We start from the raw sequence: 25,146 nt of genomic DNA on the forward strand, positions 1-25,146 counted from the left end.
GGAATGACGACGTTTGAAAAAATTACTGCGCTGCTGGATCAGCATCAGGCCAGCTACCGGGTGGTGGAACATGCGGCGGTCGGGCAGACCGATCAGATCAGCGTGATACGCGGTAATGCGCTGAGTCAGGCGGCCAAGGCGATGGTGCTGGAGGTCGCGATGCCGGACGGTGCGCCATCGCGTCGGCTGCTGGCGATTGTGCCGGGCGACTGCCGGATCAATTTCAAAAGCGCGGCGCGTGCCATTGGCGGCAAGAAATCCTCTTTTGCCGATCCGGCAGAGGCGCAGGCGCTGACCGGCTGTGTGATGGGGGCGGTGCCGCCTTTTAGTTTTGATGACCGACTGGCGCTGCGGGTGGATACGCGGCTGCAGCAGGCCGGCACGCTGTGGTTTAACGCGGGCGAGCTGGAGAAGTCGATCGCGCTGGCGGTGGATGACTATTTTCGCATCGTGGGGGACGCGTGCTGGGCTGATATTGCTACCCCGATTGCGATTACCGCCTGACGGCGGAACAAGGAGTTTCTGATGTCGGTTAAAGATATGTTGTTAGCGCTGTGCGTGGTGATGGCGTGGGGCGTGAATTTTGTGGTGATCAAGCTGGGGCTGCAGGGCATGCCGCCTTTCCTGCTGGCCGGATTGCGTTTCACCCTGGTTGCGTTTCCCGCCATTTGTTTTGTACGTCGTCCAGCGATTCCGTTGCGCTGGCTGGTGGTTTACGGAATGACCATCAGTTTTGGTCAGTTTGCCTTTCTGTTCCTGGCGATTCAGCTCGGTATGCCCGCCGGGCTGGCCTCGCTGGTGCTGCAGGCGCAGGCTTTCTTTACGCTGCTGCTGGGGGCGCTGCTGCTGGCGGAGAAGCTGCGCTGGAATCACATCACCGGCATTGTCATCGCCACGCTGGGGATGTTTATGCTGGCGACGTCGGGAATGGCCGGGCAGGTCAGGGCCGGGATTACGCTGACCACCATGATGCTGACGCTGTCGGCGGCGCTCTCCTGGGGGCTGGGCAACATCACCAATAAGGTCATTATGCGGAACCGCAGCGTGCCGATCATGTCGCTGGTGGTGTGGAGCGCGCTGGTGCCGATCCTGCCTTTCTTTGCCTGTTCGCTGCTGTTTGATGGTCAGGCTGCGATCGTGGAGAGCCTGCTGCATATCGACCTGCAGACCGTGCTGGCGCTCTGCTATCTGGCGTTTATCGCGACGCTGGTGGGCTATGCCATCTGGGGAAACTTACTGAGCCGTTACGAAACCTGGCGCGTTGCGCCGCTGTCGTTGCTGGTGCCGGTGGTGGGAATTATTACCGCGGCGCTGGTACTGGATGAGCACCTCTCCGGGCAGCAGATGCTGGGGGCGCTGGTGATTATTCTGGGGCTGCTGGTGAATGTGTTTGGGGGTGTACTGGGTCAGCGTCTGGCGATGCGAACGCAGTAGTCAGCTAAACATCGCCGCTGACGCGGCCTTTTGTCAGCTTTCTGGCGCACGGCATCTACGGCCTGCGCTTCTGCAGACATAAAAAACGCCGCTAACGCGGCGTTTGTCAGGGTGACGTCTGATTCCGTCTATTACTTCAGAATCTCAATACGGCGTGGTTTCGCCTCTTCCGGCACCAGACGTTCAAGGTCGATGCTCAGCAGACCATTTTCGAGACGGGCGTCGCGTACCACGATGTGATCGGCGAGCTGGAATTTGCGCTCGAAATTGCGCTCGGCAATGCCCTGATACAGGTATTTACGCTCGGCCTGCTCTTCCGGATGCGCCCCCCGCACAGTCAGCACGTTATCGTGCGCCGTGATCTCCAGTTCACTCTGAGAGAAACCGGCCACCGCAATTGTGATGCGATAGTGATTTTCATCGACCAGTTCTACGTTGTAGGGAGGATAGCCGCCGTTGCTCTGATTCTGGTTTGATTCGAGCAGGTTAAACAGGCGGTCAAAACCGATGGCAGAGCGATAAAGTGGGGTGAGATCAAAATTACGCATATTAAGACTCCTGAAATTCAGCAAGTTTTGGCAACCTTCCACGATTGGACAGGCTGGTTACGGCACCTCATCCTCCCTTACGGCAACGATGAGTGCGTCCGTACACTAAAAATGGGTGTCAGAAGCGAATTTTCAAGAGGACAAAACGCAATTTTTTTCGCCAATCTGAGGAAATGACATACACTCAGGATTACTTTTGCCAGACCCGAACGGACTTCGCCCCAGAGTGTTGACGTTGTCTGGCAGGCCAACTCAGCCAGGCGTCTGCCATGGCTGAAGGGATGATGATTATGAAATTTGTGAAGCTCTTACCTCTGGCTGGAATGATTTGCTGCACAATGGCGACAACCGGCTGCTCCAGCATGATGTCTCACACGGGTGCCAGTCAGGGCTACTATCCGGGTACCCGCGCCAGCGCCGATATGCTGACCGACAATCAGACCAGCTGGGCGCTGAAGCCGCTGGCGCTCATTGATCTTCCTTTCTCTGCCGTGCTGGATACGCTGCTGCTGCCGTGGGACTACTATCGCAGCGACAAAGATAAATCGCTCGACTCACCGCGGGAGCGCATCCTGCAGAGCGAAAAACTGGCGCATACGCAGGAAAGCCTGGCGCAGGCGCAGCCGATGCCCGCTATGGCGTCTCAGCCGCAACCGTAAAGAGTTGCCGCCAGCCCGCAACCTCACGCATAAAGGCAATCTGCCTGCCGTCGGGTGACCAGACTACCGCGTCGCCTGACGGCGCCTCGTCTGTGCGGGGCGTCAGCCGCTGACAGGCACCGCTCTCCACGTCACATCGCATCACACTGTTATCACAGATAAAGGCGACTGCCTGTCCGTCCGGATGCCAGCTGAAAGCGGACTGGATGCTGTGGCTGAGCCGGGTGATCTGTCGCGGTTCGCCGCCCTGCGGAGACACCGTCCAGAGCTGAACGACCTGTGCGGTATCGGCCATCAGAAACGCAATCTGGCGACCATCGGGCGTCGTGCGCAGCCAGTGGCGGGGCTGCAACGCGACGCCTCTGCTGTGCGTCAGGCGGCGCTGCTGCACACCGGCCGGTGGCGCAGGTAGCTGCTGGCTGCTGCCCTCCAGCGGACGCTCTCCGGGACGGGCGTAATCCTCCAGCGCCTCGGGCAGGTCAACAATAAAGAGTTCAGGGCGCTTCTCGCCCTGCGCCGTCAGCGTGTCACCAATAAAGGCGATGGCCCAGCGCTGCCAGCTGCCATCCGCTTTCTGATAGCCCCGCTCACCGACCCAGCACTCCTCATAGGCCCGGTTTATCTGATCGCTGCCGGGCGCCGGGTCCGCCTGCGTCTGGCTTACCAGCAGGCAGAAATAGCTGCCGTCATATTCGCGCGGATGCTGCTTTTCCGGCTTCACCGCGCGCAGCGGCACGGCAATGCCAACGTTACGCAGATCGAGACGGCTGTCCCGCTCATGCATCACATGGTCATTGTAGGTAAAGCTCAGGCGCGAACCGTCCGGGCTGAAGACGTGCACATGCGAGCCGCCGCGCAAGGCGCCAGGCGTAAAGGGCGGGGTGATATCGCAGGCATCCAGGTTGACCGCCACGCCGTCCTGCACGATGACGCCGCGCCGGTGGTGGAAGTCATACTGCCAGTCAGCATCAGGATGTTCGGGACCATGAATACAGGCGTAGCGCGGCGGCAGATCCGGGCTGACGGTGACCACCCCGACGTGGGCCCCGTGCTGCGCCCGGTAGAGCACCTCCACCTCACCGGTTATCACATTGACGCGCTCGATGGTCTGGCTGGTAAATGACGCGCCGGAGGGACGCACGTCAAAGGCCAGCCACTGGCTGTCGGCGGTCCAGACATTGATATTGGTGAGCTGATGCTGACGGGCAGCAAAGGTGATCTGTTTTTCTGACATGATGAAACCTGCGGAGAGAGCGTTGCCGGACAAATTACGCGATTCTGTTGCGCGCTGCAGCTTTTTTGCCGGGTTCAGAAAGCCGGGCCCATGCCGCCCGGCAGAGCGCAGGCGGGTTACAGCACCAGCTCTTCAATGGCATGGGCCACGCCATCTTCCATATTGGTTCGGGTAATAAACTGGGCGATCTGTTTGACTGAATCGATAGCATTGCCCATCGCAACGCCCGTGCCGGCGTACTCGATCATCGCCAGGTCATTCTCCTGGTCGCCAATCGCCATCACCTCTTCCTGCTTCAGGCCGAGTTTTTCTGCCAGCATTCTGACGCCCTGGCCCTTGTTCACCCGACGGTCGAGAATTTCGAGGTAATAGGGGGCGCTCTTCAGAATGGTGTAGGTCTGCTTAGCCTGATCAGGCAGGCGGGCAATCGCCGCATCAAGCAGGGCAGGTCGATCAATCATCATCAGTTTCGGGAAGCGCATGGCCCGATCCATCTCCTCCACAGCGCGGTAGCGCACCGGAATACCGGTCAGGCTCGCCTCGTGGATGGTGAATTCACTGATGTCTTTGTTAGGGGTGTAGAGATGGGATTTATCGAACGCCTGAAAATGGACGCCAAGCTCACGCGCCAGCTTCTCCACGTAGAGGTAGTCATCAAAGGTCAGCGTCACCTCTGCCACGCAGTCGCCATTTTCGGCCTGATGAACCAGCGCACCGTTGTTGCTGATCGCGTACTGGCCGGGCACCTGCATATCCAGCTCCATCAGATAGCGCTGGATTCCGACAAACGGCCGGCCCGTGGTCAGCACAATCGCTACCCCTTTTTCGCGTGCACGATCCAGGGCAGATTTCACCCCTGGCGTGATCTCATGTTGCGGATTGAGCAGGGTGCCATCCATATCGATAGCGATCAATTTAATAGCCATAGAGTCCTCGTTGCGCTTGGGTTTTACTCAATGCTAGCGCGATTCAGCGCACATTGACCAGTTTCATGGCGGGCGTGAACGACACCCTGATCGCCAGGGTCAGGCAGTAAAGCAATCGCGATGAATTTTAATCACCGCTTTTCGGATAGTTGCCGGTTCGCCAGGCGCGCAGCAGGGGCGGTGAATGTCGTGCGGGAAGAAAAGGGCAAACATGCCAGGCATCAGCGTAATCACCGACTCGTTCAGCGTCTTCTGGTAAAACACCACGTCGCGCTGCTGAGCAAAATCTTCGGTGATCCGCTGATCGGGGTGGGCGCGGGCTACACCGATGTTCTCGATGCCTGCCAGCAGATACTGAATATCGATGTAGTTAACGTGCGACTCCGCACGGCGTGCGCTGGCCGGTTCAGTCATCATCTCCTGCACCAGACAGAACATCCTGTCGTCGGGCAGGATCGCATATTTCCCGGTCTCCAGCTGACTGAAATCCGTGCTAGCAATCCAGCTTATCGCCTGATCAACGATCGGATGAAAGGCGTGACGTTCTCTGTCCCAGTCGTGACGATCGCAAACAATCATGGTGTAACTCCCTGTCAGGAAATGTGCGCCGGAATAGCGCAAAGAGAGGCAAGAGTAAGGGAGCGGGCCTGGTTAAAACGTGATCGGGATCGCAGCGCACAGTCGGCAGGGCGGGCGCGTTCGGTTTTCCGCCCCTATGGCATAAAAAAAGGCCATCACCGGGGTGATGGCCTCTGCAACAGAAGCTGGCGGTTAAATATCGATGTTAGCCGCTTTCAGCGCATTCTCTTCGATAAAGGCGCGGCGCGGTTCGACCGCGTCACCCATCAGCGTCGTGAACAGCTGGTCGGCACCAATTGCATCTTTAATGGTGACGCGCAGCATGCGACGGCTGTCAGGATCCATGGTGGTTTCCCACAGCTGATCCGGGTTCATCTCGCCCAGACCTTTATAGCGCTGGACGGAGAGGCCGCGACGCGACTCTTTAACCAGCCACTCGATCGCCTGTTCGAAGCTCGCCACCGGCTGACGACGTTCGCCACGCTCGATGTACGCATCTTCTTCCAGCAGACCGCGCAGTTTGCTGCCCAGTGCGCAGATTTTGCGGTATTCCGGGCCCTGGATGAACTCGGCGTCCAGCGGATAGTCAGTATCCACACCGTGCGTCCGCACGCGCAGTACCGGCTCGAACAGGTTCTGTTCGCGGTTTTCACGCACCTGAGCCAGCCAGGTGCTGCCGTGGGCTTCGCGCTCGGTCAGATAGCTCACCAGACCGTTCAGCCAGGCAGTGACGTTCGCTTCATTGTTCAGATCGCTCAGCGTGTCGTGATAAATCAGCGCACGCAGCATGGCGACCGGATAACGGCGTTCCATCCGCTTGATCATCTTCTGAGTGCTGTTGAACTCAGACACCAGCGACTCAAGTGGCTCACCGGCCAGGGCTGGCGCGCTGGCATTGGTATGCAGCGTCGCCCCATCCAGCGCGATAGCGATCTGATACTGATCCATCGCCTCGTCATCTTTGATGTACTGCTCCTGCTTGCCTTTCTTCACTTTGTAGAGCGGCGGCTGAGCGATATAGACGTGGCCACGCTCAATGATCTCCGGCATCTGACGATAGAAGAAGGTCAGCAGCAGGGTACGGATGTGCGAACCATCAACGTCGGCATCGGTCATGATGATGATGCTGTGATAGCGCAGCTTGTCCGGGTTGTACTCATCGCGACCAATGCCGCAACCCAGAGCGGTAATCAGCGTCGCGACTTCCTGCGACGCGAGCATCTTGTCGAAACGCGCTTTCTCGACGTTCAGGATCTTACCTTTCAGCGGCAGAATCGCCTGGTTCTTACGGTTACGGCCCTGTTTGGCCGAGCCGCCTGCGGAGTCACCCTCCACCAGGTAGATTTCAGAGAGCGCCGGGTCGCGCTCCTGGCAATCCGCCAGTTTGCCCGGCAGACCGGCCAGATCCAGCGCGCCTTTACGGCGGGTCATTTCACGGGCGCGACGCGCCGCTTCACGGGCACGGGCGGCGTCGATGATTTTGCCGACTACGATTTTGGCATCTGCCGGGTTTTCCAGCAGGTATTCGGCCAGCAGTTCATTCATCTGCTGTTCAACGGCCGATTTCACCTCGGAAGAGACCAGCTTATCTTTGGTCTGTGAGGAGAATTTCGGGTCCGGCACTTTCACCGACACCACGGCGATCAGACCCTCACGGGCGTCATCGCCGGTGGCGCTGACTTTGGCTTTTTTGCTGTACCCTTCTTTATCCATGTAGGCGTTCAGGGTACGGGTCATCGCCGCACGGAAACCGGCCAGGTGTGTGCCGCCGTCGCGCTGCGGAATATTGTTAGTGAAGCAGTAGATATTTTCCTGGAACCCATCGTTCCACTGCAGCGCCACTTCCACGCCAATGCCATCTTTCTCGTTAGAGAAATAGAACACGGTCGGGTGGATGGGGGTTTTGTTCTTGTTGAGATACTCAACAAACGCCTTGATGCCGCCTTCGTAATGGAAATGATCGCTTTTGCCATCACGCTTGTCTTCCAGACGGATCGACACGCCCGAGTTCAGGAACGAGAGTTCACGCAGGCGTTTCGCCAGAATGTCATACTCGAAGTCGCGGACGTTGGTAAAGGTTTCGTAGCTTGGCCAGAAACGCACGCGGGTGCCGGTTAAATCGGTATCACCGGTGATCGTCAGGGGGGCCTCAGGGACGCCGTGGACGTAGATCTGCTGGTGCACTTTGCCTTCGCGACGGATAGTCAGCTCCAGCTTCTGCGACAGGGCGTTAACGACAGAGACACCTACGCCGTGCAGGCCGCCGGAAACTTTATAGGAGTTATCATCGAATTTACCGCCCGCATGCAGCACGGTCATAATCACTTCAGCGGCGGAAACGCCCTCTTCTTCGTGAATGCCGGTAGGAATGCCGCGTCCATCATCCTGCACCGAAACGGAGTTATCCGCATGGATGGTGACCACAATGTCACTACAGTGACCAGCGAGCGCTTCGTCGATTGCGTTATCCACGACCTCGAATACCATGTGATGCAGACCGGTACCGTCATCGGTATCGCCGATATACATGCCCGGGCGTTTGCGTACCGCATCAAGTCCTTTCAGGACTTTAATACTTGAGGAGTCATAAGAATTCGACATCAACGTTTCTCGCTCATTTTAATCTTCAGGTTGAACCGCTATTTTACCCTGTTCCACGCGGAACATCTTGCCCTTTTCGTCGCTCATGTCGATTACATGTCCGGCCGAAATGGCGCTGACAAACACCTGAGCCCGGGTGGCTTTTAACCGCTCCGCCAGCAGGCGACGGCGGCTTTCATCCAACTCAGAAGCAAAGTCATCAATGAGGTAAATACAGCGGCGTCCGCTCTGGCTTGTCAGGAACTCGCCCTGTGCCAGACGCAATGCACACATCAGCAGTTTTAACTGCCCGCGTGAGAGTAAATCTTCTACCGGCGTTCCTTCGGCCCGGATCCGGAAATCGGCTTTATGCGGGCCGCTGGCGGTATAGGTCAGCGCGCGATCGCGTTCGAAGTTACGCTCCAGCAGTTCGCCATAGTCGCTCTCCTTATCCCAGCCGCGCTGGAAAGAGAAGCGCAGTTCAAATTCCGGCAGGAACTGGCTGCAGGTGGCGGTGATCTCCGCAGAAATCGCCGCGCTGTATTCCGCGCGCCACTGGCTGATCTGTTCCGCCAGCGGAACCAGCTCCTGATCCCAGGGACGGATCTGACTGTAACGTGAAACCTGGCGCAGCGCAGCGTTTCGCTGCTTAAGCAGGCGACGCAGATTGTTCCAGGCGTTAAAAAAACCGGGCGTATTGTGAAAACAGCCCCAGTCGACATAGGCTCTGCGGTATTTGGGGCCGCCATTGAGCAGACTAAAGCCTTCCGGCGTAATAAGCTGCATCGGCAGCAGCTGCGCCAGCTCCGCGACTTTGTGACCATCGCTGCCGTCAATGCGAACCTTGCTGTCACCGGCACGGTTTTTGGTCAGCCCGACTGAAATCTCCCGCTCTTTGCTTTCCAGCCGTCCGTGCAACACGAAGGCTGCCTCGTCATGACGTATGACGCGCCCCGCCTGCAGGCTGCGAAACGACCGGCCATGCCCCAGCGTATGAATGGCCTCTAGCACACTGGTTTTGCCGCTGCCGTTGACCCCAACCAGAAAGTTAAAGCCCGGCGCCAGCTGCAGGTCAGCCTGCTCAATATTACGAAAATCTTTGATAAGAAGGCGGGTTAAAGCCATGAATCAATCCAGCGTGAAGGGCAGTGATCGGGATGAAATGGGTTTTGCCTTTTAGCGATCCTGGACGTTAATGCCGGGACAGGGTTTGCCCGGTATCTGCGTCACCAGGCCGTCGGCGTCGGCGTCAGTCTGATGACGGCCAGCGCACAGGCCCTGGGAGCATACTGAAGTATGTGACCAGGGACGAGCACTGCCCGGAATCAGACTGGCAAGTAAGCCAGGCCGATATATTCTACAGGCGCATGGGCATCACGACATAGGCCGCGGCAGGACTCGCCACATCCTCAATCTGCACGCTCGACACGGAGTCGGTCAGCAGCAGACGGACGTTTTCACACTTCAGTGCGTTCAGCACATCCAGCACGTAACTGACGTTAAAGCCGATTTCCAGTTCGGTGCCGTTGTAGCTGACATCCAGCATCTCTTCCGCTTCTTCCTGTTCAGGGTTATTCGCGGTGATCTTCAGCTGATTTTCGGTGATATAGAGACGAACACCACGGAACTTCTCATTCGAGAGGATCGCAGCACGGGCAAAAGCCTGCTTAAGCAGATCGCAGCCCGCTTCCAGTGCCTTGTCCGGATTTTTTGGCAATACGCGGCGATAATCGGGGAAACGGCCATCCACCAGCTTGGAAGTAAAGATATAGTCGCCCACGTGTGCCCGGATATTGCTGCCACCAATCTGCACCTGCAGCGGTGTCTCACCGCCATCCAGCAGTCGCAGCAGCTCAATTACCCCTTTGCGCGGCACAATCACGGAGTGGCTCGGCAGCGCCTGACCGATCGGCATTGAGCAGACAGCCAGACGGTGGCCATCAGTCGCGACGGTGCGCAGCTCTTCCCCTTCGGTTTCAAACATCATGCCGTTGAGGTAGTAACGCACATCCTGATGCGCCATCGAGAACTGAGTCGCTTCGATCAGCCGTTTCAGCGTCGCCTGAGGCAGGGTAAATTCGACTTCGCTCTGCCAGTCATCCAGATTCGGGAAGTCGCTGGCGGGCAGCGTCGACAGTGAAAAGCGGCTGCGGCCAGAGCGCACCAGCATACGATCGCCTTCCAGCGACAGCGTAATTTCGGCACCTTCCGGCAATCCGCGACAGATATCGAGAAATTTCCGGGCCGGAACGGTGGTGGCGCCAGGTTCGTGCGCCTGCGTCAGCGCCACGCGCGCGACCATCTCCATTTCCAGATCGGTACCGGTCAGCAACAGCGAACCTTCCGTCACCTGCAGCAGCAGGTTGCCGAGGATTGGCAGCGTCGGACGACCACCCAGTGGGCCACTTACTTGTTGCAGCGGCTTCAGCAGCTGCTCACGTTCAACAATAAATTTCATAGCGTCAGGAAGATAATGTTCTGATGAGATTAGAGAAATCTTCTTTGATATCGTGGCTCTCTTCACGCAGCTGCTCAATCTTGCGGCAGGCATGAAGCACCGTGGTATGGTCGCGACCCCCAAAAGCATCACCAATTTCTGGCAGGCTGTGGTTCGTCAACTCTTTCGCCATCGCCATCGCCATCTGGCGCGGACGCGCTACCGAGCGCGAACGGCGCTTGGAGAGCAGATCCGCAACCTTGATTTTGTAGTACTCCGCGACGGTCTTCTGAATATTATCAATGGTGACCAGCTTTTCCTGCAGCGCCAGCAGATCGCGCAGTGCCTCACGCACGAAGTCGATGGTGATCGCCCGGCCGGTGAAGTTGGCATTGGCAATCACGCGATTCAGCGCCCCTTCCAGCTCACGCACGTTAGAGCGCAGACGCTTGGCAATAAAGAAGGCGACTTCACCTGGCAGACGGATATCATTTTCGTCCGCTTTTTTCATCAGGATCGCAACACGGGTTTCCAGCTCAGGAGGCTCAATTGCCACTGTTAATCCCCAGCCGAAACGCGATTTAAGGCGATCTTCGACGCCGTTAATCTCTTTAGGGTAGCGATCTGACGTCAGGATGATCTGCTGGTTACCCTCTAACAAGGCATTAAAGGTGTGGAAGAACTCTTCCTGTGAACGCTCTTTATTCGCAAAGAACTGGATGTCATCGATCAGCAGCGCATCCACAGAGCGGTAGTAGCGTTTAAACTCTTCGATCGCATTGTTCTGCAGGGCTTTGACCATATCCTGCACAAAACGCTCGGAGTGCATATACACCACTTTGGCGTTGGGTTTACGGGCAATAATGCCGTTGCCTACCGCGTGCAACAGGTGCGTTTTGCCGAGACCGGTGCCGCCATAGAGAAACAGCGGGTTGTAAGCACCGCCGGGATTATCCGCTACCTGGCGTGCCGCCGCGCGCGCCAGCTGGTTGGATTTACCCTCGACAAAGTTATCGAAATTATGACGGTTATTCACATTCGAGCGATACGTGACGTCGGCTGGCGCCGGAACGTTATCCCAGCTGGGACGTACGATCTGCGCCGGCGCCGGACTCACGTGGCTTTGCACCGGCATCACGGGCGCGCTGACGCTCGCCATGACCGGCTGGCTCACTGCGGCCGCAGGCTGCTGAACCGGACGCGTGCCGACTTCAAAACGCAGCGCCGGCACATTCGGCCCGCAGAATTCGTTCAGCAGTGCATTAATGCTATTAAGGTATTTGTCCCGAACCCAGTCGAGTACGAAGCGATTTGGAGCATACAAGGCAAGCGTATTGTCGTTTAACTCAGCCTGCAGTGGACGGATCCACATGCTGAATTCGGTGGCAGGAAGCTCATCCTGCAAACGGGCAAGACACTGTTGCCAAAGCGTAAGTGACACGGCGGACTCCACTCGTACAAATTCGAAAAGAATAGTAGGCGTTACTCTAAGAAACGTTCATTTTTGACACAGACACTAAGAAAGCGCCTGCGACCGCTATCAGCGGTTTTCCATCCTGCAATCTCGGGAGGATCGTCAGCGGAAGGGCGGATCATAGCGCAAAGCGAGACAGAGATCTTCCCTTTCTACACAGTTTTGATCGTTTTTATCCACAGGCCGGAAGCACGCAGGAAAGTTTACGCCAGTTGCGGGAAAAACCCCCAGGGATCTGACGCAATCCGTGAAAAATTCGGGCGGTGTCTCATTTTATCCCCAAGATCCCCGCCGACGATCGCAATAAGATCCCGGGCGATCCTTGCGCTTTAGTGCGGAGCCCGTATAATTCTCCACCCGACATTGTGCCCTGCGGTAAAATGTCGGAACTCAGCGGGCTGTAAGCGGGTTTTCAGGTACCGTTGCACGCGAAGTAAATTGACTCGGGACTGTACAATTATTACAATCCCGCCTCTTTATTAAAGACACATTGAGGCGTCGGTCGATTTACTGGCCCGAAACGCGTCACCCAGTGAAAATTTTCAAGTTTAGGTAGAAACCGCCATGAAACGCACTTTTCAACCGTCCGTACTGAAGCGCAACCGTTCACACGGTTTCCGTGCTCGTATGGCAACAAAAAATGGTCGTCAGGTTCTGGCACGTCGTCGTGCTAAAGGCCGCTCTCGTCTGACCGTTTCTAAGTAATAAAGCAAGCCCTGATGGGTAAGCTCGCATTTCCCAGGGAGTTACGTTTGTTAACTCCCACTCATTTCACTTTCGTCTTCCAGCAGCCACAACGGGCTGGCACGCCGCAAATCACTATTCTCGGCCGCCTTAACGCGCTGGGGCATCCCCGTATCGGTCTCACCGTCGCTAAAAAACATGTGAAACGTGCGCATGAACGCAACCGGATCAAGCGATTGACCCGCGAAAGCTTTCGCCTGCGTCAGCATGAACTGCCGTCGATGGACTTCGTGGTTGTCGCGAAGAAGGGGGTTGCCGACCTGGACAACCGTATGCTGGCGGAAGCGTTGGAGAAATTATGGCGTCGTCACTGTCGCCTGGCGCGCGGCTCCTGATCGTCCTGATACGCGTCTATCAACGCGGTATCAGTCCATTACTGGGACCACACTGTCGGTTTCATCCTACCTGCTCTCATTATGGAATTGAGGCGTTACGCAGGTTTGGCCTGATAAAAGGCAGTTGGTTGACATTAAAACGCGTATTAAAATGCCACCCCTTAAACCCGGGTGGTGACGATCCTGTGCCGCCAAAAACCTTTGATACCAGAGAACATTAACGATGGATTCGCAACGCAATCTCTTTCTCATCGCTTTTCTGTTCGTGTCCTTTATGATCTGGCAAGCCTGGCAGACGGACCACGCTCCGCAGCCACAGCAGACGCAGACCACACAAGGCACTAACAGCGTAGCGGGTGATACCGCCAGTCAGGGTGTACCGGCCAGCGGTCAGGGCCAGACGATCACCGTTAAGACTGATGTCCTGTCATTGAATATCAACACCCGTGGCGGTGATGTTGAGCAGGCTCAACTGCTGACTTTCCCGGACAAACTGGGTTCTGATCAGCCGTTCCAGCTGCTTGAAACGACGCCAGCGTTTGTTTATCAGGCACAGAGCGGATTAACCGGTCGTAACGGCCCGGATAACCCGAACAACGGCGCGCGTCCGCTGTTCACTGCCGCGCAGGATCACTTCGAGATGGCCGATGGCCAGTCCGAACTGCGCGTGCCGATGACCTTTACTGCTGAAAATGGCGTGGTTTACACCAAGACCTTCATCTTCAAGCGTGGCGAATATGCCGTTAATGTCGATTATCATGTCAACAACACCACCCAGCAGCCGCTGGAAGTGTCCCTGTTTGGCCAGCTGAAGCAGACCATTGATCTGCCTAAGCATCGCGATACCGGCAGCAACAACTTTGCTCTGCACACCTTCCGTGGCGCGGCTTACTCCACCAGCGATTCGAAATATGAGAAGTATAAATTCGACACCATCGCGGATAATGAGAACCTGAGCACGACGACCAGCAACGGCTGGGTAGCCATGCTGCAGCAGTACTTTGCCACAGCCTGGGTTCCGCGCACCAACGGCACCAACACCCTTTACACCAGCAATCTGGGTAATGGTGTTGCGGCCATTGGCTACAAATCTGCACCGGTCACCATTGCCGCAGGCGCACAGCAGAATCTGGGAGCCACGCTGTGGGTCGGTCCGGAAATTCAGGACAAGATGGCCGCGATTGCGCCACACCTTGATCTGACCGTCGATTATGGCTGGTTGTGGTTTATCTCTCAGCCGCTGTTCAAGCTGCTGAAATTCATCCACAGCTTCATCGGTAACTGGGGCTTCTCCATTATCGTCATCACCTTCATCGTGCGTGGCATCATGTACCCGCTGACCAAAGCGCAGTACACCTCGATGGCCAAGATGCGCATGCTGCAGCCAAAAATTCAGGCGATGCGTGAGCGTCTGGGTGACGACAAGCAGAAGCAGAGCCAGGAAATGATGGCCCTGTATAAAGCAGAGAAAGTGAATCCGCTGGGTGGCTGTCTGCCACTGGTGATTCAGATGCCAATCTTCCTGGCACTCTACTATATGCTGTCAGGCTCGGTTGAGCTGCGTCATGCGCCATTTGTACTCTGGATCCATGACCTGTCAGCGCAGGACCCGTACTATATCCTGCCGATTCTGATGGGCATCACCATGTTCTTCATTCAGAAGATGTCACCGACCACCGTGACCGATCCGATGCAGCAGAAGATCATGACCTATATGCCCGTGATCTTCACCGTCTTCTTCCTGTGGTTCCCGTCAGGTCTGGTGCTGTACTACATCGTCAGCAACCTGGTCACCATTCTCCAGCAGCAGCTGATCTATCGCGGCCTGGAAAAACGTGGTCTGCATAGCCGCGACAAGAAGAAAGCGTAAGCCCTCGCGGGCACTGTCCCGCGCGGGAAAAGTCTAATCTCAGGCGGTCAAAGCGACCGCCTGTGTTTTTTGTAGCGAGAGAATATTTATGAGCCACAGCGATACTATTGTTGCCCAGGCAACGCCGCCCGGCCGTGGCGGCGTCGGCATTCTGCGTATCTCCGGCGCGCAGGCGGCAGAGGTCGCCCGTCAGCTGCTGGGCAAGCTGCCGAAGCCGCGGTATGCCGACTATCTGCCCTTCACTGACAGCGACGGCAGCGTGCTGGATCAGGGCATCGCGCTGTGGTTCCCGGGTCCGAACTCCTTTACCGGCGAAGATGTGCTGGAGCTGCAGGGCCACGGCGGCCCGGTGATCCTCGATCTGCTGCTGAAGCGTATCGTGGCGCTGCCGGGCGTGCGTATCGCCCAGCCAGGTGAGTTTTCAGAGCGGGCGTTTCTGAATGACAAGCTCGACCTTGCGCAGGCCGAAGCGATTGCCGACCTGATCGATGCCAGTTCTGAGCAGGCAGCCCGTTCGGCGGTGAACTCGCTTCAGGGCGTTTTCTCCACGCGGGTTAACGCCCTTGTGGAGGCGCTGACTCACCTGCGGATCTATGTTGAAGCCGCGATCGACTTCCCGGATGAGGAGATCGACTTCCTCTCTGACGGAAAAATCGAAGCGCAGCTGAACAGCGTGATTGGCGACCTGGACGCAGTCCGTGCCGAGGCGCGTCAGGGCAGCCTGCTGCGTGAAGGGATGAAGGTGGTAATAGCGGGTCGGCCTAACGCGGGCAAATCGAGTCTGCTGAACGCGCTGGCAGGCCGTGATGCCGCGATTGTCACAGACATTGCGGGCACCACCCGTGACGTCCTGCGTGAGCATATTCATATCGACGGCATGCCGCTGCATATCATCGATACCGCCGGGCTGCGCGAGGCCAGCGACGAAGTGGAGCGCATCGGAATTGAGCGCGCCTGGCAGGAGATCGAACAGGCGGACCGCGTGCTGTTCATGGTGGACGGCACGACGACTGACGCCACCGAAGCGGCGGCTATCTGGCCCGATTTCATCTCCCGTCTGCCGCCGGCACTGCCGGTGACCGTGGTGCGCAACAAGGCGGATGTCACTGGTGAGCCTCTGGGCCTGACCGAGATCAACGGCCACACGCTGATTCGCCTCTCGGCGCGCACCAGCGAGGGCGTCGAGGCGCTGCGCGATCACCTCAAAGCGAGCATGGGCTTCGCCGGCAACATGGAAGGGGGCTTCCTGGCGCGCCGTCGTCATCTGCAGGCGCTGGAGCTGGCGGCGACGCATCTGGATCAGGGCCGGGCGCAGCTGCTCGGTGCCCGGGCCGGTGAACTGCTGGCGGAGGAGCTGCGCGTGGCGCAGCAGGCGCTGAGCGAGATCACCGGCGAGTTCACCTCCGACGATCTGCTGGGCCGCATCTTTTCCAGTTTCTGTATCGGTAAATAATCCCCTGGCCTGACGGTGCCCGCCGTCAGGCCTTTTACTTTCCCTGTTATTCCCGCTTCTGCCCCGATTCTTGCTGATATGTTATTTTGCGGCGGCACCGCGTTGTCGTATAACGGTGAATGCGCCGATCAGCGGGGCGGCCAGAGTGCGCCGCGCGTCACCTCCGCCTCCCCGTATCCGGCCGGAAGCAGACCCACTACGTGAACATTGCTGGCCGAACCGTTTGCCAGAGGAAAGGAGAGTTACATGAGTACACCGCTCGACAATGCCGCACTGGATACCCTGTTCAACGACGCCCGTACCCACAGTTACTGGCAGGATAAGCCGGTTGATCGCGCCCTGCTGGAACAGCTCTACAATCTGACGGTGCTGGGTCCGACCTCGGCAAACTGCCTGCCCGCGCGTTTTGTTTTCGTCACCTCGGCGGAGGGGAAAGAGAAGCTGAAACCGGCCCTGTCGTCTGGCAATCTGGACAAAACCCTGAGCGCACCCGTGACGGTGATTGTGGCCTGGGATCGCGAGTTCTATGAGCAGCTGCCCGCCCTGTTCCCGCATGCGGATGCGCGCAGCTGGTTTACCGGCAGCCCGGAAGCGGCAAAAGAGACGGCTTTCCGTAACAGCAGCCTGCAGGCGGGTTACCTGATCCTCGCGGCCCGTTCGCTGGGGCTGGATGCCGGTCCGATGTCCGGTTTTAACCCGGAAAAAGTTAACGAGGCCTTTTTTCCGGACGGCCAGTATCAGGTTAACCTGCTGATCAACCTCGGCTACGGTGAGGCGTCAAAACTGCATCCGCGCCTGCCGCGCCTGAGCTTTGAGCAGGCAAGCCGTTTCGCCTGATGCCGCCCGCGTCGCGATTCAGTCGCGACGCGCAGGGTTCGCCTTAACCGATCATTCTGCTTAGCGGCGCAGCATCTTCTGCAGGCGTTTTTGCTGCCAGCGCTGCATTGCGCCATGAAAAACAAAGATCCGCATCGCCCGGACGACCAGCAGCGCGCCCCAGATCGCCGCCACCCAGAGTGACCAGTGCGTTGCCGGTGCCGTCATGCGGTTAAGCACGAACAGCAGCCCGCACACCACCACCGCCGCGATCAGCGAACGGTAAAAACGTGCTTCACCGGCTATCCTGCTACGTGCTTCATGAATCCGCTGATCCAGCGCCTGATCCTCGCCGTTCTGCGGCCCGGTCAGATCCCCTACGCTCACTTCAAAGACGGCAGCCAGCGCACTCAGGGTTTCCAGACCTGGCTTTTCGCCATTCTCTATTCGCTGGACGGTGCGGGTGCTCAGCCCCGCCATTTCTGCCAGCTGTTCCTGTGACCATGCCCGGGCCAGACGATATGCTTTAAATCTGTTAATGTTGCTCATGCGCGTTCTCCGTAATAACAGACAGGTGGAAAGTGTGCGGCATAACGTCTGGCAACAACACGATCCGCACCCGACAGCGACCCGACAACCGCATGACAGCAGGGCCCGCTGGCAGTCGGGAGAGACAACAACCCCGATTCTGCGGCATGCATGAATAAATGTACGCCCCTTATCCCCTTTCTGTCCCACTCATCCTATTCCGAATCTGTCCTCTTCTTTGTGTTGCCGGATGCATTAAGTTAAGAAAATTCTTACAATGCGCCTGATGATTATCTGACCATTTTCACGGAGCGACAGATGGCTGGTCATTTTGTACGCTGGACGGGCGACCCTGGCTTTCCGGCTCATGATTTACGCATTCCCCAGGTGATTACGGACACGGCTCAGCAGTTTGCTGACCGGCGGCGTGGGCGGTTTCTTGCCGCACGTATTCTGCTGGCACAGCTGATGCAGAGAATATATGGCATTCAGGAGCTGCCGCCCCTGGTCATCCGGAGCAACGGACGGCCGGTGTTTGCCGACAGCGATCTGCCTGATTTCAGCATTGCCTATACCGGCAATACGGTGGGCGTGTTGCTGGCAGAAGAGGGAGGACGAGCCGGTCTGGATATGGAGATTGTGCATGCACGCAGCCGGCAGGCGCAGGCGCAGCTGATTCAGGCATTAACCTCTGGCGAGCTTGCCTGGATCAATGCCCAGCAGGATGTCATGGAAGCGGTGACGCAGATCTGGACATTGCGCCAGAGCATTCTCAAGCTGACGGGTGAGGTCGCGCGGGGACTCGATTCGCTGCGCCTGTTGCCGGGGGCGGGGCGGCTGCGATCGTCGCTCTATCCCGATATTCAGGTCGTGTGTGATGCGGAGCCGATGCTGGTCTGGTCCTGTGCCCTGTCATCGGCGACTCAGCGTCTGCATCTGTGGGAGATGGACAGTGACTTTCAGTGGCGCGCACTACGCGAAATTGAGATGGGGAAACCTGATATCGGACCGCATGCCCTGCGGCTGACCAGCCTGCCTGGCGAACGCAGGCTGCATCCTGAAACGTGAACAGGCCGCAACCTGCAGGTTGCGGCAACAGACAGACTCAGTGCGCGTCGATAAAGACAATCTTCAGCACAAACAGCAGGGCGACGATCATCACACAGGGGCTGATCTCACGCCAGCGCCCGGTGCCGGTCTTCATGACACAGTACGCGATGAACCCCAGCGCGATGCCTTCGGTTATCGAAAAACTGAACGGCATCATGGCGGCGGTGACAAAGGCCGGAACGGCTTCCGTTAAGTCATCCCAGCGCACGCGCGACAGGCTGGCTGTCATCAATACCCCAACATAAATCAGCGCGCCCGCTGCGGCGTAGCCAGGCACCATCGCGGCCAGCGGCGACAGAAAGGTCACCAGTAAAAACAGCAGACCGGTCACGACCGCCATCAGGCCAGTGCGTCCTCCAATCGCCACACCCGAAGAGCTCTCAATATAGGCGGTCACGGAGGAGGTGCCTGCCAGCGCGCCACTCACCGAGCTGATGCTGTCGACATAAAGCGCCTGCTGCATCCGGGGAAAGGTGCCGCTTTCGTTGGTCAGGCCTGCTTTGTCGGTTACGCCAATCAGCGTGCCGGAGGAGTCGAACAGGTTAACCAGCATAAAGGAGAAGATGACGCCCGCCATGCCGATGTTAAACGCGCCTTTAATATCCACCTGCCCGACAACCGAGGAGACAGAGGGCGGCGCGGAGAAGAGGCCGACGAACTTAACGTCGCCCAGCATCCAGCCAATCGCAGTGGTGATCACCATTGAGATCAGCACCGCCGCGTGAATATTGCGTGATGCCAGAATGGCGATAATAAAGAAGCCCAGCGCACCCAGCAGCACGCTGTGTGAGGTCAGATTTCCTACTGCCACCAGGGTATCGGGGTTCGGCACAATAATACCGGCATTCTTCAGTCCCATCATGGCGATAAACAGGCCAATACCGGCAGTGATGCCGACGCGCAGGCTCAGCGGGATGTTGGCTATCATCCAGTAGCGGACGCGCAGCAGCGTCAGGATCAGCAGGCCGACTGCACCCCAGAAGATCGCGCCCATGCCGACCTGCCACGAATAACCCATCGCCCCGACCACGACAAAAGCAAAAAAGGCATTCAGCCCCATTGCGGGGGCGAGTGCCACGGGCAGATTGGCAAACAGTCCCATCAGAATGCTGCCGAAGGCGGCAATCAGACAGGTGGTTACAAACACCGCCTGCGTATCCATGCCGGCAACGCCCAGGATCTGCGGATTGACAAAGACGATATAGACCATCGTCAGAAAGGTGGTGATACCCGCAATCACTTCGGTACGCACCGTGGTGCCATGTTCCTGCAGCCTGAAAATGCGCTGCAAAACGCCTTGCTTGCTCATGCCGTCCATCCAGAAGAAAAAATCATCGGCGCGTATCCTGGCGATTTTACCAGGGCAATACAATGATTTTTCGCAACCGGTTGCCAGTCTCGTAATCTGCGCTGAGTACGGTAGAGTGTGGAGCACACCCCTGAATCAAAGGACAGAATCTGATGACAGTAGAATGCGTCTTTTTCGATTGCGATGGCACACTGGTGGACAGTGAATTGCTCTGCACCCAGGCCTACGTTAACACCTTTGCCCGTTACGGCCTGACGCTGTCGCTGCAGCAGATGTTTGAAAAGTATAAAGGTGTCAAACTCTACGACATCATTCGTGACGTGGGCGACGCGCATCAGGTCACGCTGCCAATGGAGGAGGTGGAAACCGCCTATCGGGCGGAAGTGGCGCGACTTTTTGATCAGCATCTGCAACCGATCGCGGGCGCGAAAGCGCTGGTTGAGCAAATTAAGGTACCGATGTGCGTAGTCTCAAATGGAACCGTTAAAAAGATGCAGCACTCGCTGGGCTTAACCGGGATGCTGTCGCTGTTTGAGAATCGCCTTTACAGCGGCTATGACATTCTGCACTGGAAACCCGATCCGGAACTGATGTACCACGCCGCAGAGCAGATGCAGGTGCCGGTTGAGCGCTGTATCCTGGTGGATGACTCTGAAGCGGGGGCCCGCGCCGGTATCGCCGCCGGGATCCCGGTCTACTACTACTGTGCCGATCCGCACAACCCTGATCTGGACCACCCACTGGTCACGCGCTTCGACGACATGGCGCAGCTGCCTGCGCTGTGGCGGGCCCGCGGCTGGGATCTGGTGTAACGCGGCACTGCCGGCCGACAGCCGCGGCGGTTAACACGGCGCGGTCAGCTGACCAGGTGGCGGGTATCGAGACGTTTCAACGCCATACCCAGCAGCAGGCTGCCGCCCAGCGTCAGCCCGAACACCCACGGCAGGTCAAGCCATGGCCGCGACATATCATCGTAATGATTCGTGCGCAGATAGTGAATGAACAGTGCATGAAAGCCGTAGATCGGCAGTGAATAGCGCGCAATCACGGTAAATCCGGGCAGCGTACGCTGGTTCAGGCTGTTTTTAAACACGATTAACAGGCTGAGGGCGGCGATAAACACCAGCGGGCCGCAGTAGAGATACCAGGTATCGTTAAAGGCGCCGTTCACGATCAGCGCCTTTTTCGTGCCCAGCGTAATGCCCATTACACAGGCGATAAACAGCCCGGCCGCCAGTGGCGTCAGGCCGCGCCGCTGGGTTTCCATGCTGCCGATAGCCCGTCCCAGCAGCGCATAGAGCAGGTAGTAAATCGTATCACCGCTGACATAGAGGTTTACCGGCAGAAAATGGAATGGCCCCAGCGACTGGCTGACCGTATTGGGGTTGGCGAGCACTGCCAGCACCAGCACCAGCAGGGCCACATAACGCGCCTGCACGTTCTTGACCTGAATCAGCGGCGACAGCAGATAGATGCCGATCAGCGCAAAGAAAAACCACAGATGATAAAAAACCGGCTTTTGCAGCATCTTCAGGATTGATCGCCCCTCGCTGATGGGTGTCAGCCAGGTGATATAGGCCAGGGAGACCGCACTGTAGAAGAGCAGGCAGAGCACCAGCCGCAGCAGATGACGCGGCTGGGCGCTGCGTTCGCCGAAGAACAGGTAGCCGGATATCATAAAGAACAGCGGCACACAGACGCGTGAGGCGGAATTGAGCAGATTCGCCACATCCCAGGTTGTGCCGGTCACCGCCATCGGCCCGGTGATATACCAGGTGGTGGTGTGAATCACGATCACCATCAGGCAGGCGACCGCGCGTAAATTGTCGATCCAGTATATCTTCTGCGGCATGGCATCCTCTTGCGCATAGCGTCCGTGCGGAAAAGGGTAGTCAAATGCGACCCGGCCAACAACTGCTGTCAGCATGATTCGGAGCCCTCTGTATGCCTGCACACAACCCTGCCTGAACGACCCGGCAGCGGCTGGGATTTACGGCTGCACATCGCGCGGTCAAAGGGTATACTGTCGGCCTCTTTTTTTAATCTAACCGAAGCGCGTGCACACTCAACATGCAAAAGTTTGATACCAAAACCTTTCAGGGGCTGATCCTGACCTTGCAGGATTACTGGGCGCGTCAGGGCTGCACCATTGTCCAACCGCTGGATATGGAAGTGGGCGCTGGCACTTCACATCCTATGACCTGCCTGCGCGCACTCGGCCCGGAGCCGATTGCCGCCGCTTACGTGCAGCCATCGCGCCGTCCGACCGATGGCCGCTACGGTGAAAACCCGAACCGTCTGCAGCACTATTACCAGTTCCAGGTGATTATCAAACCCTCACCGGACAACATTCAGGAGCTCTACCTGGGCTCGCTGAAAGAGCTGGGTATGGATCCGACGGTGCATGACATCCGTTTCGTGGAAGATAACTGGGAAAACCCGACGCTGGGTGCCTGGGGACTCGGCTGGGAAGTCTGGCTCAACGGCATGGAAGTGACGCAGTTCACCTACTTCCAGCAGGTGGGTGGTCTGGAGTGTAAGCCGGTAACTGGCGAGATCACCTACGGTCTGGAGCGCCTGGCGATGTACATCCAGGGCGTCGACAGCGTTTACGATCTGGTCTGGAGCGACGGCCCGCTGGGTAAAACCACCTACGGCGACGTGTTCCATCAGAACGAAGTGGAGCAGTCCACCTACAACTTCGAATATGCCGACGTCGATTTCCTCTTTACCTGCTTCGAGCAGTACGAAAAAGAGGCGCAGCATCTGCTGGCGCTGGAAAAACCGCTGCCACTGCCTGCCTATGAACGCATTCTGAAAGCGGCGCACAGCTTTAACCTGCTGGATGCCCGTAAAGCGATCTCGGTAACGGAGCGTCAGCGTTACATCCTGCGCATTCGTACCCTGACTAAAGCCGTGGCTGAAGCTTACTACGCCTCTCGCGAGGCGATGGGCTTCCCGATGTGCAATAACAAAAAGTAAGAGGCAGCCATGACTGAACAAACTTTCCTGGTGGAGATCGGCACCGAAGAGCTGCCACCAAAAGCCCTGCGCAGCCTGGCAGAAGCCTTTGCCGCACAGGTGACCGCTGAACTGGATGCAGCCAACCTGAGCCACGGCGAGGTCAGCTGGTTTGCTGCGCCGCGTCGTCTGGCGCTGAAAGTCGCAAACCTGAGCGCCGCACAACCCGATCGGGAAGTGGAGAAGCGCGGCCCGGCCGTCGCGGCTGCCTTTGACGCCGACGGCAACGCCACCAAAGCGGCTGAAGGCTGGGCGCGCGGAAACGGCATCACTGTTGATCAGGCCGAACGCCTCGCCACCGATAAAGGTGAGTGGCTGGTTTATCGTGCCCAGGTCAAAGGCGAAGCAGCCCAGGCACTGCTGCCTGCCATGATCGCCACTGCACTCAGCAAGCTGCCGGTGCCAAAACTGATGCGCTGGGGCGACAGCGATGTGCAGTTTGTCCGTCCGGTGCATACCGTTGTGATGCTGCTGGGTGATGAGCTGATCCCGGGCACCATTCTGGGCATTGAGTCTGGCCGTCACATTCGCGGTCACCGCTTTATGGGCGAAAACGACATCATCCTCGAAAGCGCCGACCACTATCCTGACGTACTGGAAAAACGCGGTAAGGTGATCGCCGATTATCAGACCCGCAAGGCGATGATCAAAGCCGATGCGGAAGCGGCGGCGCGTCGTCTGGGTGGCAACGCCGACATCAGCGACAGCCTGCTGGAAGAGGTGACGTCGCTGGTGGAGTGGCCGGTCGTCCTGACTGCGACCTTTGAAGAGAAATTCCTCAAGGTGCCTGCGGAAGCGCTGGTCTACACCATGAAAGGTGACCAGAAATATTTCCCGGTCTATGACAATGACGGCAACCTGCTGCCGAACTTCATTTTCGTTACCAACATTGAGTCCAGCGACCCGCGCCAGATTATTTCCGGCAACGAAAAAGTCGTGCGTCCCCGCCTGGCCGATGCAGAGTTCTTCTTTAATACCGACCGCAAAAAGCGTCTGGAAGATCACCTGCCACGTCTGGAGACGGTGCTGTTCCAGAAAGATCTGGGCACGCTGCGCGACAAAACCGATCGCATTCAGGCGCTGGCGGGCTGGATTGCCGGTGAGATCGGCGCCGATGTGAATCACGCGACCCGCGCCGGCCTGCTGTCGAAGTGTGATCTGATGACCAACATGGTCTTCGAGTTCACCGACACCCAGGGTGTAATGGGCATGCACTACGCGCGTCACGACGGCGAAGCCGAAGATGTGGCGGTGGCGCTGAACGAGCAGTATCAGCCGCGCTTTGCGGGTGACGATCTGCCCTCCAGCCCGGTCGCCTGCGCGCTGGCGATTGCCGATAAAATGGATACGCTCGCCGGTATTTTCGGCATCGGCCAGCATCCCAAAGGCGACAAAGATCCGTTTGCACTGCGTCGCGCGGCGCTGGGCGTTCTGCGCATCATCGTTGAGAAGAACCTGCCGCTCGACCTGCAGACGCTCACCGAAGAAGCGGTGCGTCTGTATGGCAGCAAGCTGAGCAACGCCCGCGTGGTCGATGATGTCATCGACTTTATGCTGGGCCGCTTCCGCGCCTGGTATCAGGAAGAGGGTCACAGCATCGATACGCTGCAGGCCGTGCTGGCGCGTCGTCCGACCCGTCCGGCAGACTTTGATGCCCGCATGAAAGCGGTGTCACACTTCCGTACCCTGGAGGCTGCGGCCACACTGGCGGCCGCGAACAAGCGCGTCTCTAACATTCTGGCGAAATCGACCGAAACGCTGAACGACAGCGTGCAGGCGTCGCTGCTGAAAGAGAACGAAGAGATCCAGCTGGCGACCTTTGTGACCGCGCTGAGCAGCAAGCTGCAGCCTTACTTTGCAGAAGGCCGCTACCAGGATGCGCTGGTCGAACTGGCCCAGCTGCGGACGGCGGTAGACAACTTCTTCGATAAAGTGATGGTCAACGCCGACGATCAGGCGGTGCGGGTCAATCGCCTGACGCTGCTCTCTAAACTGCGTGAACTGTTCCTGCAGGTCGCGGATATCTCGCTGCTGCAGTAATGTGATTAGCTATGTGAAAAAGGGACGAGAAATCGTCCCTTTTTTTATG

Annotated in this window: 24 protein-coding genes; 13 read left to right on the top strand and 11 right to left on the bottom strand. The window is 57.8% G+C overall.

Annotation, left to right across the window (positions count from 1 at the left end; translation table 11 throughout):
- Positions 1-3: 3 nt before the first annotated feature.
- The gene (locus RT657_RS18120; protein ID WP_313656123.1) at positions 4-504 is read left to right on the top strand and encodes a YbaK/EbsC family protein; all 501 of its coding nucleotides are present in this window, start codon (positions 4-6) and stop codon (positions 502-504) included.
- Between the two features lie 21 nt (positions 505-525).
- Positions 526-1,434 carry an EamA family transporter gene (locus RT657_RS18125; protein ID WP_313656125.1) on the top strand — a complete coding sequence of 303 codons (909 nt, stop codon included), beginning with the start codon at positions 526-528 and terminating at the stop codon, positions 1,432-1,434.
- A 131-nt stretch (positions 1,435-1,565) separates the two neighbouring features.
- On the opposite strand, the gene ibpA is transcribed toward RT657_RS18125, so the two are convergent.
- Entirely contained in the window at positions 1,566-1,982 is a 417-nt protein-coding gene (ibpA, locus tag RT657_RS18130) for a small heat shock chaperone IbpA (protein ID WP_313656126.1), read from the bottom strand.
- A gap of 290 nt (positions 1,983-2,272) precedes the next feature.
- Between ibpA and RT657_RS18135 the strand changes: the two genes are divergently transcribed.
- Entirely contained in the window at positions 2,273-2,641 is a 369-nt protein-coding gene (locus RT657_RS18135; RefSeq protein WP_313656147.1) for a YceK/YidQ family lipoprotein, read from the top strand.
- Here the strand turns inward: RT657_RS18135 and RT657_RS18140 are convergent.
- The 7 genes from RT657_RS18140 to dnaA all read right to left on the bottom strand — a co-directional run bounded on the left by RT657_RS18140 (position 2,616) and on the right by dnaA (position 11,838).
- Positions 2,616-3,875 carry a DUF3748 domain-containing protein gene (locus RT657_RS18140; RefSeq protein WP_313656128.1) on the bottom strand — a complete coding sequence of 420 codons (1,260 nt, stop codon included), beginning with the start codon at positions 3,873-3,875 and terminating at the stop codon, positions 2,616-2,618. The genes RT657_RS18135 and RT657_RS18140 overlap by 26 nt on opposite strands.
- Positions 3,876-3,991: 116 nt before the next feature.
- A complete protein-coding gene (yidA, locus tag RT657_RS18145; RefSeq protein WP_313656129.1) occupies positions 3,992-4,801 on the bottom strand; it encodes a sugar-phosphatase in 810 nt (269 codons plus the stop codon).
- A gap of 99 nt (positions 4,802-4,900) precedes the next feature.
- Positions 4,901-5,380, bottom strand: coding sequence for a YhcH/YjgK/YiaL family protein (locus tag RT657_RS18150; RefSeq protein ID WP_313656130.1), 480 nt, complete (start codon positions 5,378-5,380; stop codon positions 4,901-4,903).
- 192 nt (positions 5,381-5,572) lie between these two features.
- On the bottom strand, positions 5,573-7,981 hold the full coding sequence (gene gyrB / locus RT657_RS18155) for a DNA topoisomerase (ATP-hydrolyzing) subunit B (protein ID WP_313656131.1): 2,409 nt from the start codon (positions 7,979-7,981) through the stop codon (positions 5,573-5,575).
- Between the two features lie 18 nt (positions 7,982-7,999).
- Positions 8,000-9,085, bottom strand: a complete 1,086-nt coding sequence (gene recF, locus RT657_RS18160) for a DNA replication/repair protein RecF (RefSeq protein ID WP_111141692.1) — start codon at positions 9,083-9,085, stop codon at positions 8,000-8,002.
- A gap of 232 nt (positions 9,086-9,317) precedes the next feature.
- On the bottom strand, positions 9,318-10,418 hold the full coding sequence (gene dnaN, locus RT657_RS18165; RefSeq protein WP_313656132.1) for a DNA polymerase III subunit beta: 1,101 nt from the start codon (positions 10,416-10,418) through the stop codon (positions 9,318-9,320).
- Between the two features lie 4 nt (positions 10,419-10,422).
- A complete protein-coding gene (gene dnaA, locus RT657_RS18170; RefSeq protein ID WP_313656133.1) occupies positions 10,423-11,838 on the bottom strand; it encodes a chromosomal replication initiator protein DnaA in 1,416 nt (471 codons plus the stop codon).
- Between the two features lie 597 nt (positions 11,839-12,435).
- Here dnaA and rpmH point away from each other — a divergent pair.
- The 6 genes from rpmH to RT657_RS18200 all read left to right on the top strand — a co-directional run bounded on the left by rpmH (position 12,436) and on the right by RT657_RS18200 (position 17,110).
- Entirely contained in the window at positions 12,436-12,576 is a 141-nt protein-coding gene (gene rpmH, locus RT657_RS18175; RefSeq protein ID WP_003849659.1) for a 50S ribosomal protein L34, read from the top strand.
- 14 nt (positions 12,577-12,590) lie between these two features.
- Complete coding sequence (gene rnpA, locus RT657_RS18180) at positions 12,591-12,950, top strand: ribonuclease P protein component (protein ID WP_008926396.1); 360 nt, start codon at positions 12,591-12,593, stop codon at positions 12,948-12,950.
- Positions 12,914-13,171: a membrane protein insertion efficiency factor YidD gene (yidD, locus tag RT657_RS18185; protein WP_008926397.1), complete on the top strand. Its 258-nt coding sequence runs from the start codon at positions 12,914-12,916 to the stop codon at positions 13,169-13,171. The genes rnpA and yidD overlap by 37 nt, the downstream gene beginning before the upstream one ends.
- Positions 13,172-13,173: 2 nt before the next feature.
- Positions 13,174-14,820: a membrane protein insertase YidC gene (yidC, locus tag RT657_RS18190; RefSeq protein ID WP_313656134.1), complete on the top strand. Its 1,647-nt coding sequence runs from the start codon at positions 13,174-13,176 to the stop codon at positions 14,818-14,820.
- An 88-nt stretch (positions 14,821-14,908) separates the two neighbouring features.
- Positions 14,909-16,273: a tRNA uridine-5-carboxymethylaminomethyl(34) synthesis GTPase MnmE gene (gene mnmE, locus RT657_RS18195; RefSeq protein ID WP_313656135.1), complete on the top strand. Its 1,365-nt coding sequence runs from the start codon at positions 14,909-14,911 to the stop codon at positions 16,271-16,273.
- A 246-nt stretch (positions 16,274-16,519) separates the two neighbouring features.
- Complete coding sequence (locus RT657_RS18200) at positions 16,520-17,110, top strand: malonic semialdehyde reductase (protein ID WP_313656136.1); 591 nt, start codon at positions 16,520-16,522, stop codon at positions 17,108-17,110.
- A 60-nt stretch (positions 17,111-17,170) separates the two neighbouring features.
- Here the strand turns inward: RT657_RS18200 and RT657_RS18205 are convergent, their stop codons facing one another.
- Positions 17,171-17,638 (bottom strand): helix-turn-helix domain-containing protein, encoded by a 468-nt coding sequence (locus tag RT657_RS18205; protein WP_313656137.1) that lies wholly within the window; start codon positions 17,636-17,638, stop codon positions 17,171-17,173.
- A 297-nt stretch (positions 17,639-17,935) separates the two neighbouring features.
- Between RT657_RS18205 and RT657_RS18210 the strand changes: the two genes are divergently transcribed.
- Positions 17,936-18,685 (top strand): phosphopantetheinyl transferase, encoded by a 750-nt coding sequence (locus RT657_RS18210; protein ID WP_313656138.1) that lies wholly within the window; start codon positions 17,936-17,938, stop codon positions 18,683-18,685.
- Between the two features lie 37 nt (positions 18,686-18,722).
- Here RT657_RS18210 and RT657_RS18215 read toward each other — a convergent pair whose 3' ends face one another.
- Positions 18,723-20,036: an NCS2 family permease gene (locus RT657_RS18215; RefSeq protein ID WP_313656139.1), complete on the bottom strand. Its 1,314-nt coding sequence runs from the start codon at positions 20,034-20,036 to the stop codon at positions 18,723-18,725.
- A gap of 152 nt (positions 20,037-20,188) precedes the next feature.
- On the opposite strand from RT657_RS18215, the gene yieH reads away from it, so the two are divergent.
- Positions 20,189-20,848 (top strand): 6-phosphogluconate phosphatase, encoded by a 660-nt coding sequence (yieH, locus tag RT657_RS18220; protein ID WP_313656140.1) that lies wholly within the window; start codon positions 20,189-20,191, stop codon positions 20,846-20,848.
- A 44-nt stretch (positions 20,849-20,892) separates the two neighbouring features.
- On the opposite strand, the gene RT657_RS18225 is transcribed toward yieH, so the two are convergent.
- The gene (locus RT657_RS18225; RefSeq protein WP_313656148.1) at positions 20,893-21,888 is read right to left on the bottom strand and encodes an acyltransferase; all 996 of its coding nucleotides are present in this window, start codon (positions 21,886-21,888) and stop codon (positions 20,893-20,895) included.
- 218 nt (positions 21,889-22,106) lie between these two features.
- Here RT657_RS18225 and glyQ point away from each other — a divergent pair, with 218 nt between their 5' ends.
- Both glyQ and glyS read left to right on the top strand, forming a co-directional pair.
- Entirely contained in the window at positions 22,107-23,018 is a 912-nt protein-coding gene (gene glyQ / locus RT657_RS18230; RefSeq protein ID WP_003849680.1) for a glycine--tRNA ligase subunit alpha, read from the top strand.
- Between the two features lie 9 nt (positions 23,019-23,027).
- Positions 23,028-25,097 carry a glycine--tRNA ligase subunit beta gene (glyS, locus tag RT657_RS18235; protein ID WP_313656141.1) on the top strand — a complete coding sequence of 690 codons (2,070 nt, stop codon included), beginning with the start codon at positions 23,028-23,030 and terminating at the stop codon, positions 25,095-25,097.
- Positions 25,098-25,146: the final 49 nt, after the last annotated feature.

It is taken from the genome of Pantoea sp., assembly GCF_032114055.1.
GTDB lineage: Bacteria > Pseudomonadota > Gammaproteobacteria > Enterobacterales > Enterobacteriaceae > Pantoea.

Bases quoted from the DNA above. Each gene is read 5' to 3' on its own strand.
- RT657_RS18140 (WP_313656128.1), bottom strand. From the start codon at position 3,875: ATGTCAGAAAAACAGATCACCTTTGCTGCCCGTCAGCATCAGCTCACC.
- yieH (WP_313656140.1), top strand. From the start codon at position 20,189: ATGACAGTAGAATGCGTCTTTTTCGATTGCGATGGCACACTGGTGGAC.
- ibpA (WP_313656126.1), bottom strand. From the start codon at position 1,982: ATGCGTAATTTTGATCTCACCCCACTTTATCGCTCTGCCATCGGTTTT.
- yidC (WP_313656134.1), top strand. From the start codon at position 13,174: ATGGATTCGCAACGCAATCTCTTTCTCATCGCTTTTCTGTTCGTGTCC.
- yidD (WP_008926397.1), top strand. From the start codon at position 12,914: ATGGCGTCGTCACTGTCGCCTGGCGCGCGGCTCCTGATCGTCCTGATA.
- RT657_RS18200 (WP_313656136.1), top strand. From the start codon at position 16,520: ATGAGTACACCGCTCGACAATGCCGCACTGGATACCCTGTTCAACGAC.
- RT657_RS18210 (WP_313656138.1), top strand. From the start codon at position 17,936: ATGGCTGGTCATTTTGTACGCTGGACGGGCGACCCTGGCTTTCCGGCT.
- dnaN (WP_313656132.1), bottom strand. From the start codon at position 10,418: ATGAAATTTATTGTTGAACGTGAGCAGCTGCTGAAGCCGCTGCAACAA.
- RT657_RS18150 (WP_313656130.1), bottom strand. From the start codon at position 5,380: ATGATTGTTTGCGATCGTCACGACTGGGACAGAGAACGTCACGCCTTT.
- glyQ (WP_003849680.1), top strand. From the start codon at position 22,107: ATGCAAAAGTTTGATACCAAAACCTTTCAGGGGCTGATCCTGACCTTG.
- RT657_RS18215 (WP_313656139.1), bottom strand. From the start codon at position 20,036: ATGAGCAAGCAAGGCGTTTTGCAGCGCATTTTCAGGCTGCAGGAACAT.
- rpmH (WP_003849659.1), top strand. From the start codon at position 12,436: ATGAAACGCACTTTTCAACCGTCCGTACTGAAGCGCAACCGTTCACAC.
- mnmE (WP_313656135.1), top strand. From the start codon at position 14,909: ATGAGCCACAGCGATACTATTGTTGCCCAGGCAACGCCGCCCGGCCGT.
- rnpA (WP_008926396.1), top strand. From the start codon at position 12,591: ATGGGTAAGCTCGCATTTCCCAGGGAGTTACGTTTGTTAACTCCCACT.
- gyrB (WP_313656131.1), bottom strand. From the start codon at position 7,981: ATGTCGAATTCTTATGACTCCTCAAGTATTAAAGTCCTGAAAGGACTT.
- RT657_RS18125 (WP_313656125.1), top strand. From the start codon at position 526: ATGTCGGTTAAAGATATGTTGTTAGCGCTGTGCGTGGTGATGGCGTGG.
- RT657_RS18120 (WP_313656123.1), top strand. From the start codon at position 4: ATGACGACGTTTGAAAAAATTACTGCGCTGCTGGATCAGCATCAGGCC.
- RT657_RS18205 (WP_313656137.1), bottom strand. From the start codon at position 17,638: ATGAGCAACATTAACAGATTTAAAGCATATCGTCTGGCCCGGGCATGG.
- RT657_RS18135 (WP_313656147.1), top strand. From the start codon at position 2,273: ATGAAATTTGTGAAGCTCTTACCTCTGGCTGGAATGATTTGCTGCACA.
- recF (WP_111141692.1), bottom strand. From the start codon at position 9,085: ATGGCTTTAACCCGCCTTCTTATCAAAGATTTTCGTAATATTGAGCAG.
- glyS (WP_313656141.1), top strand. From the start codon at position 23,028: ATGACTGAACAAACTTTCCTGGTGGAGATCGGCACCGAAGAGCTGCCA.
- yidA (WP_313656129.1), bottom strand. From the start codon at position 4,801: ATGGCTATTAAATTGATCGCTATCGATATGGATGGCACCCTGCTCAAT.
- RT657_RS18225 (WP_313656148.1), bottom strand. From the start codon at position 21,888: ATGCCGCAGAAGATATACTGGATCGACAATTTACGCGCGGTCGCCTGC.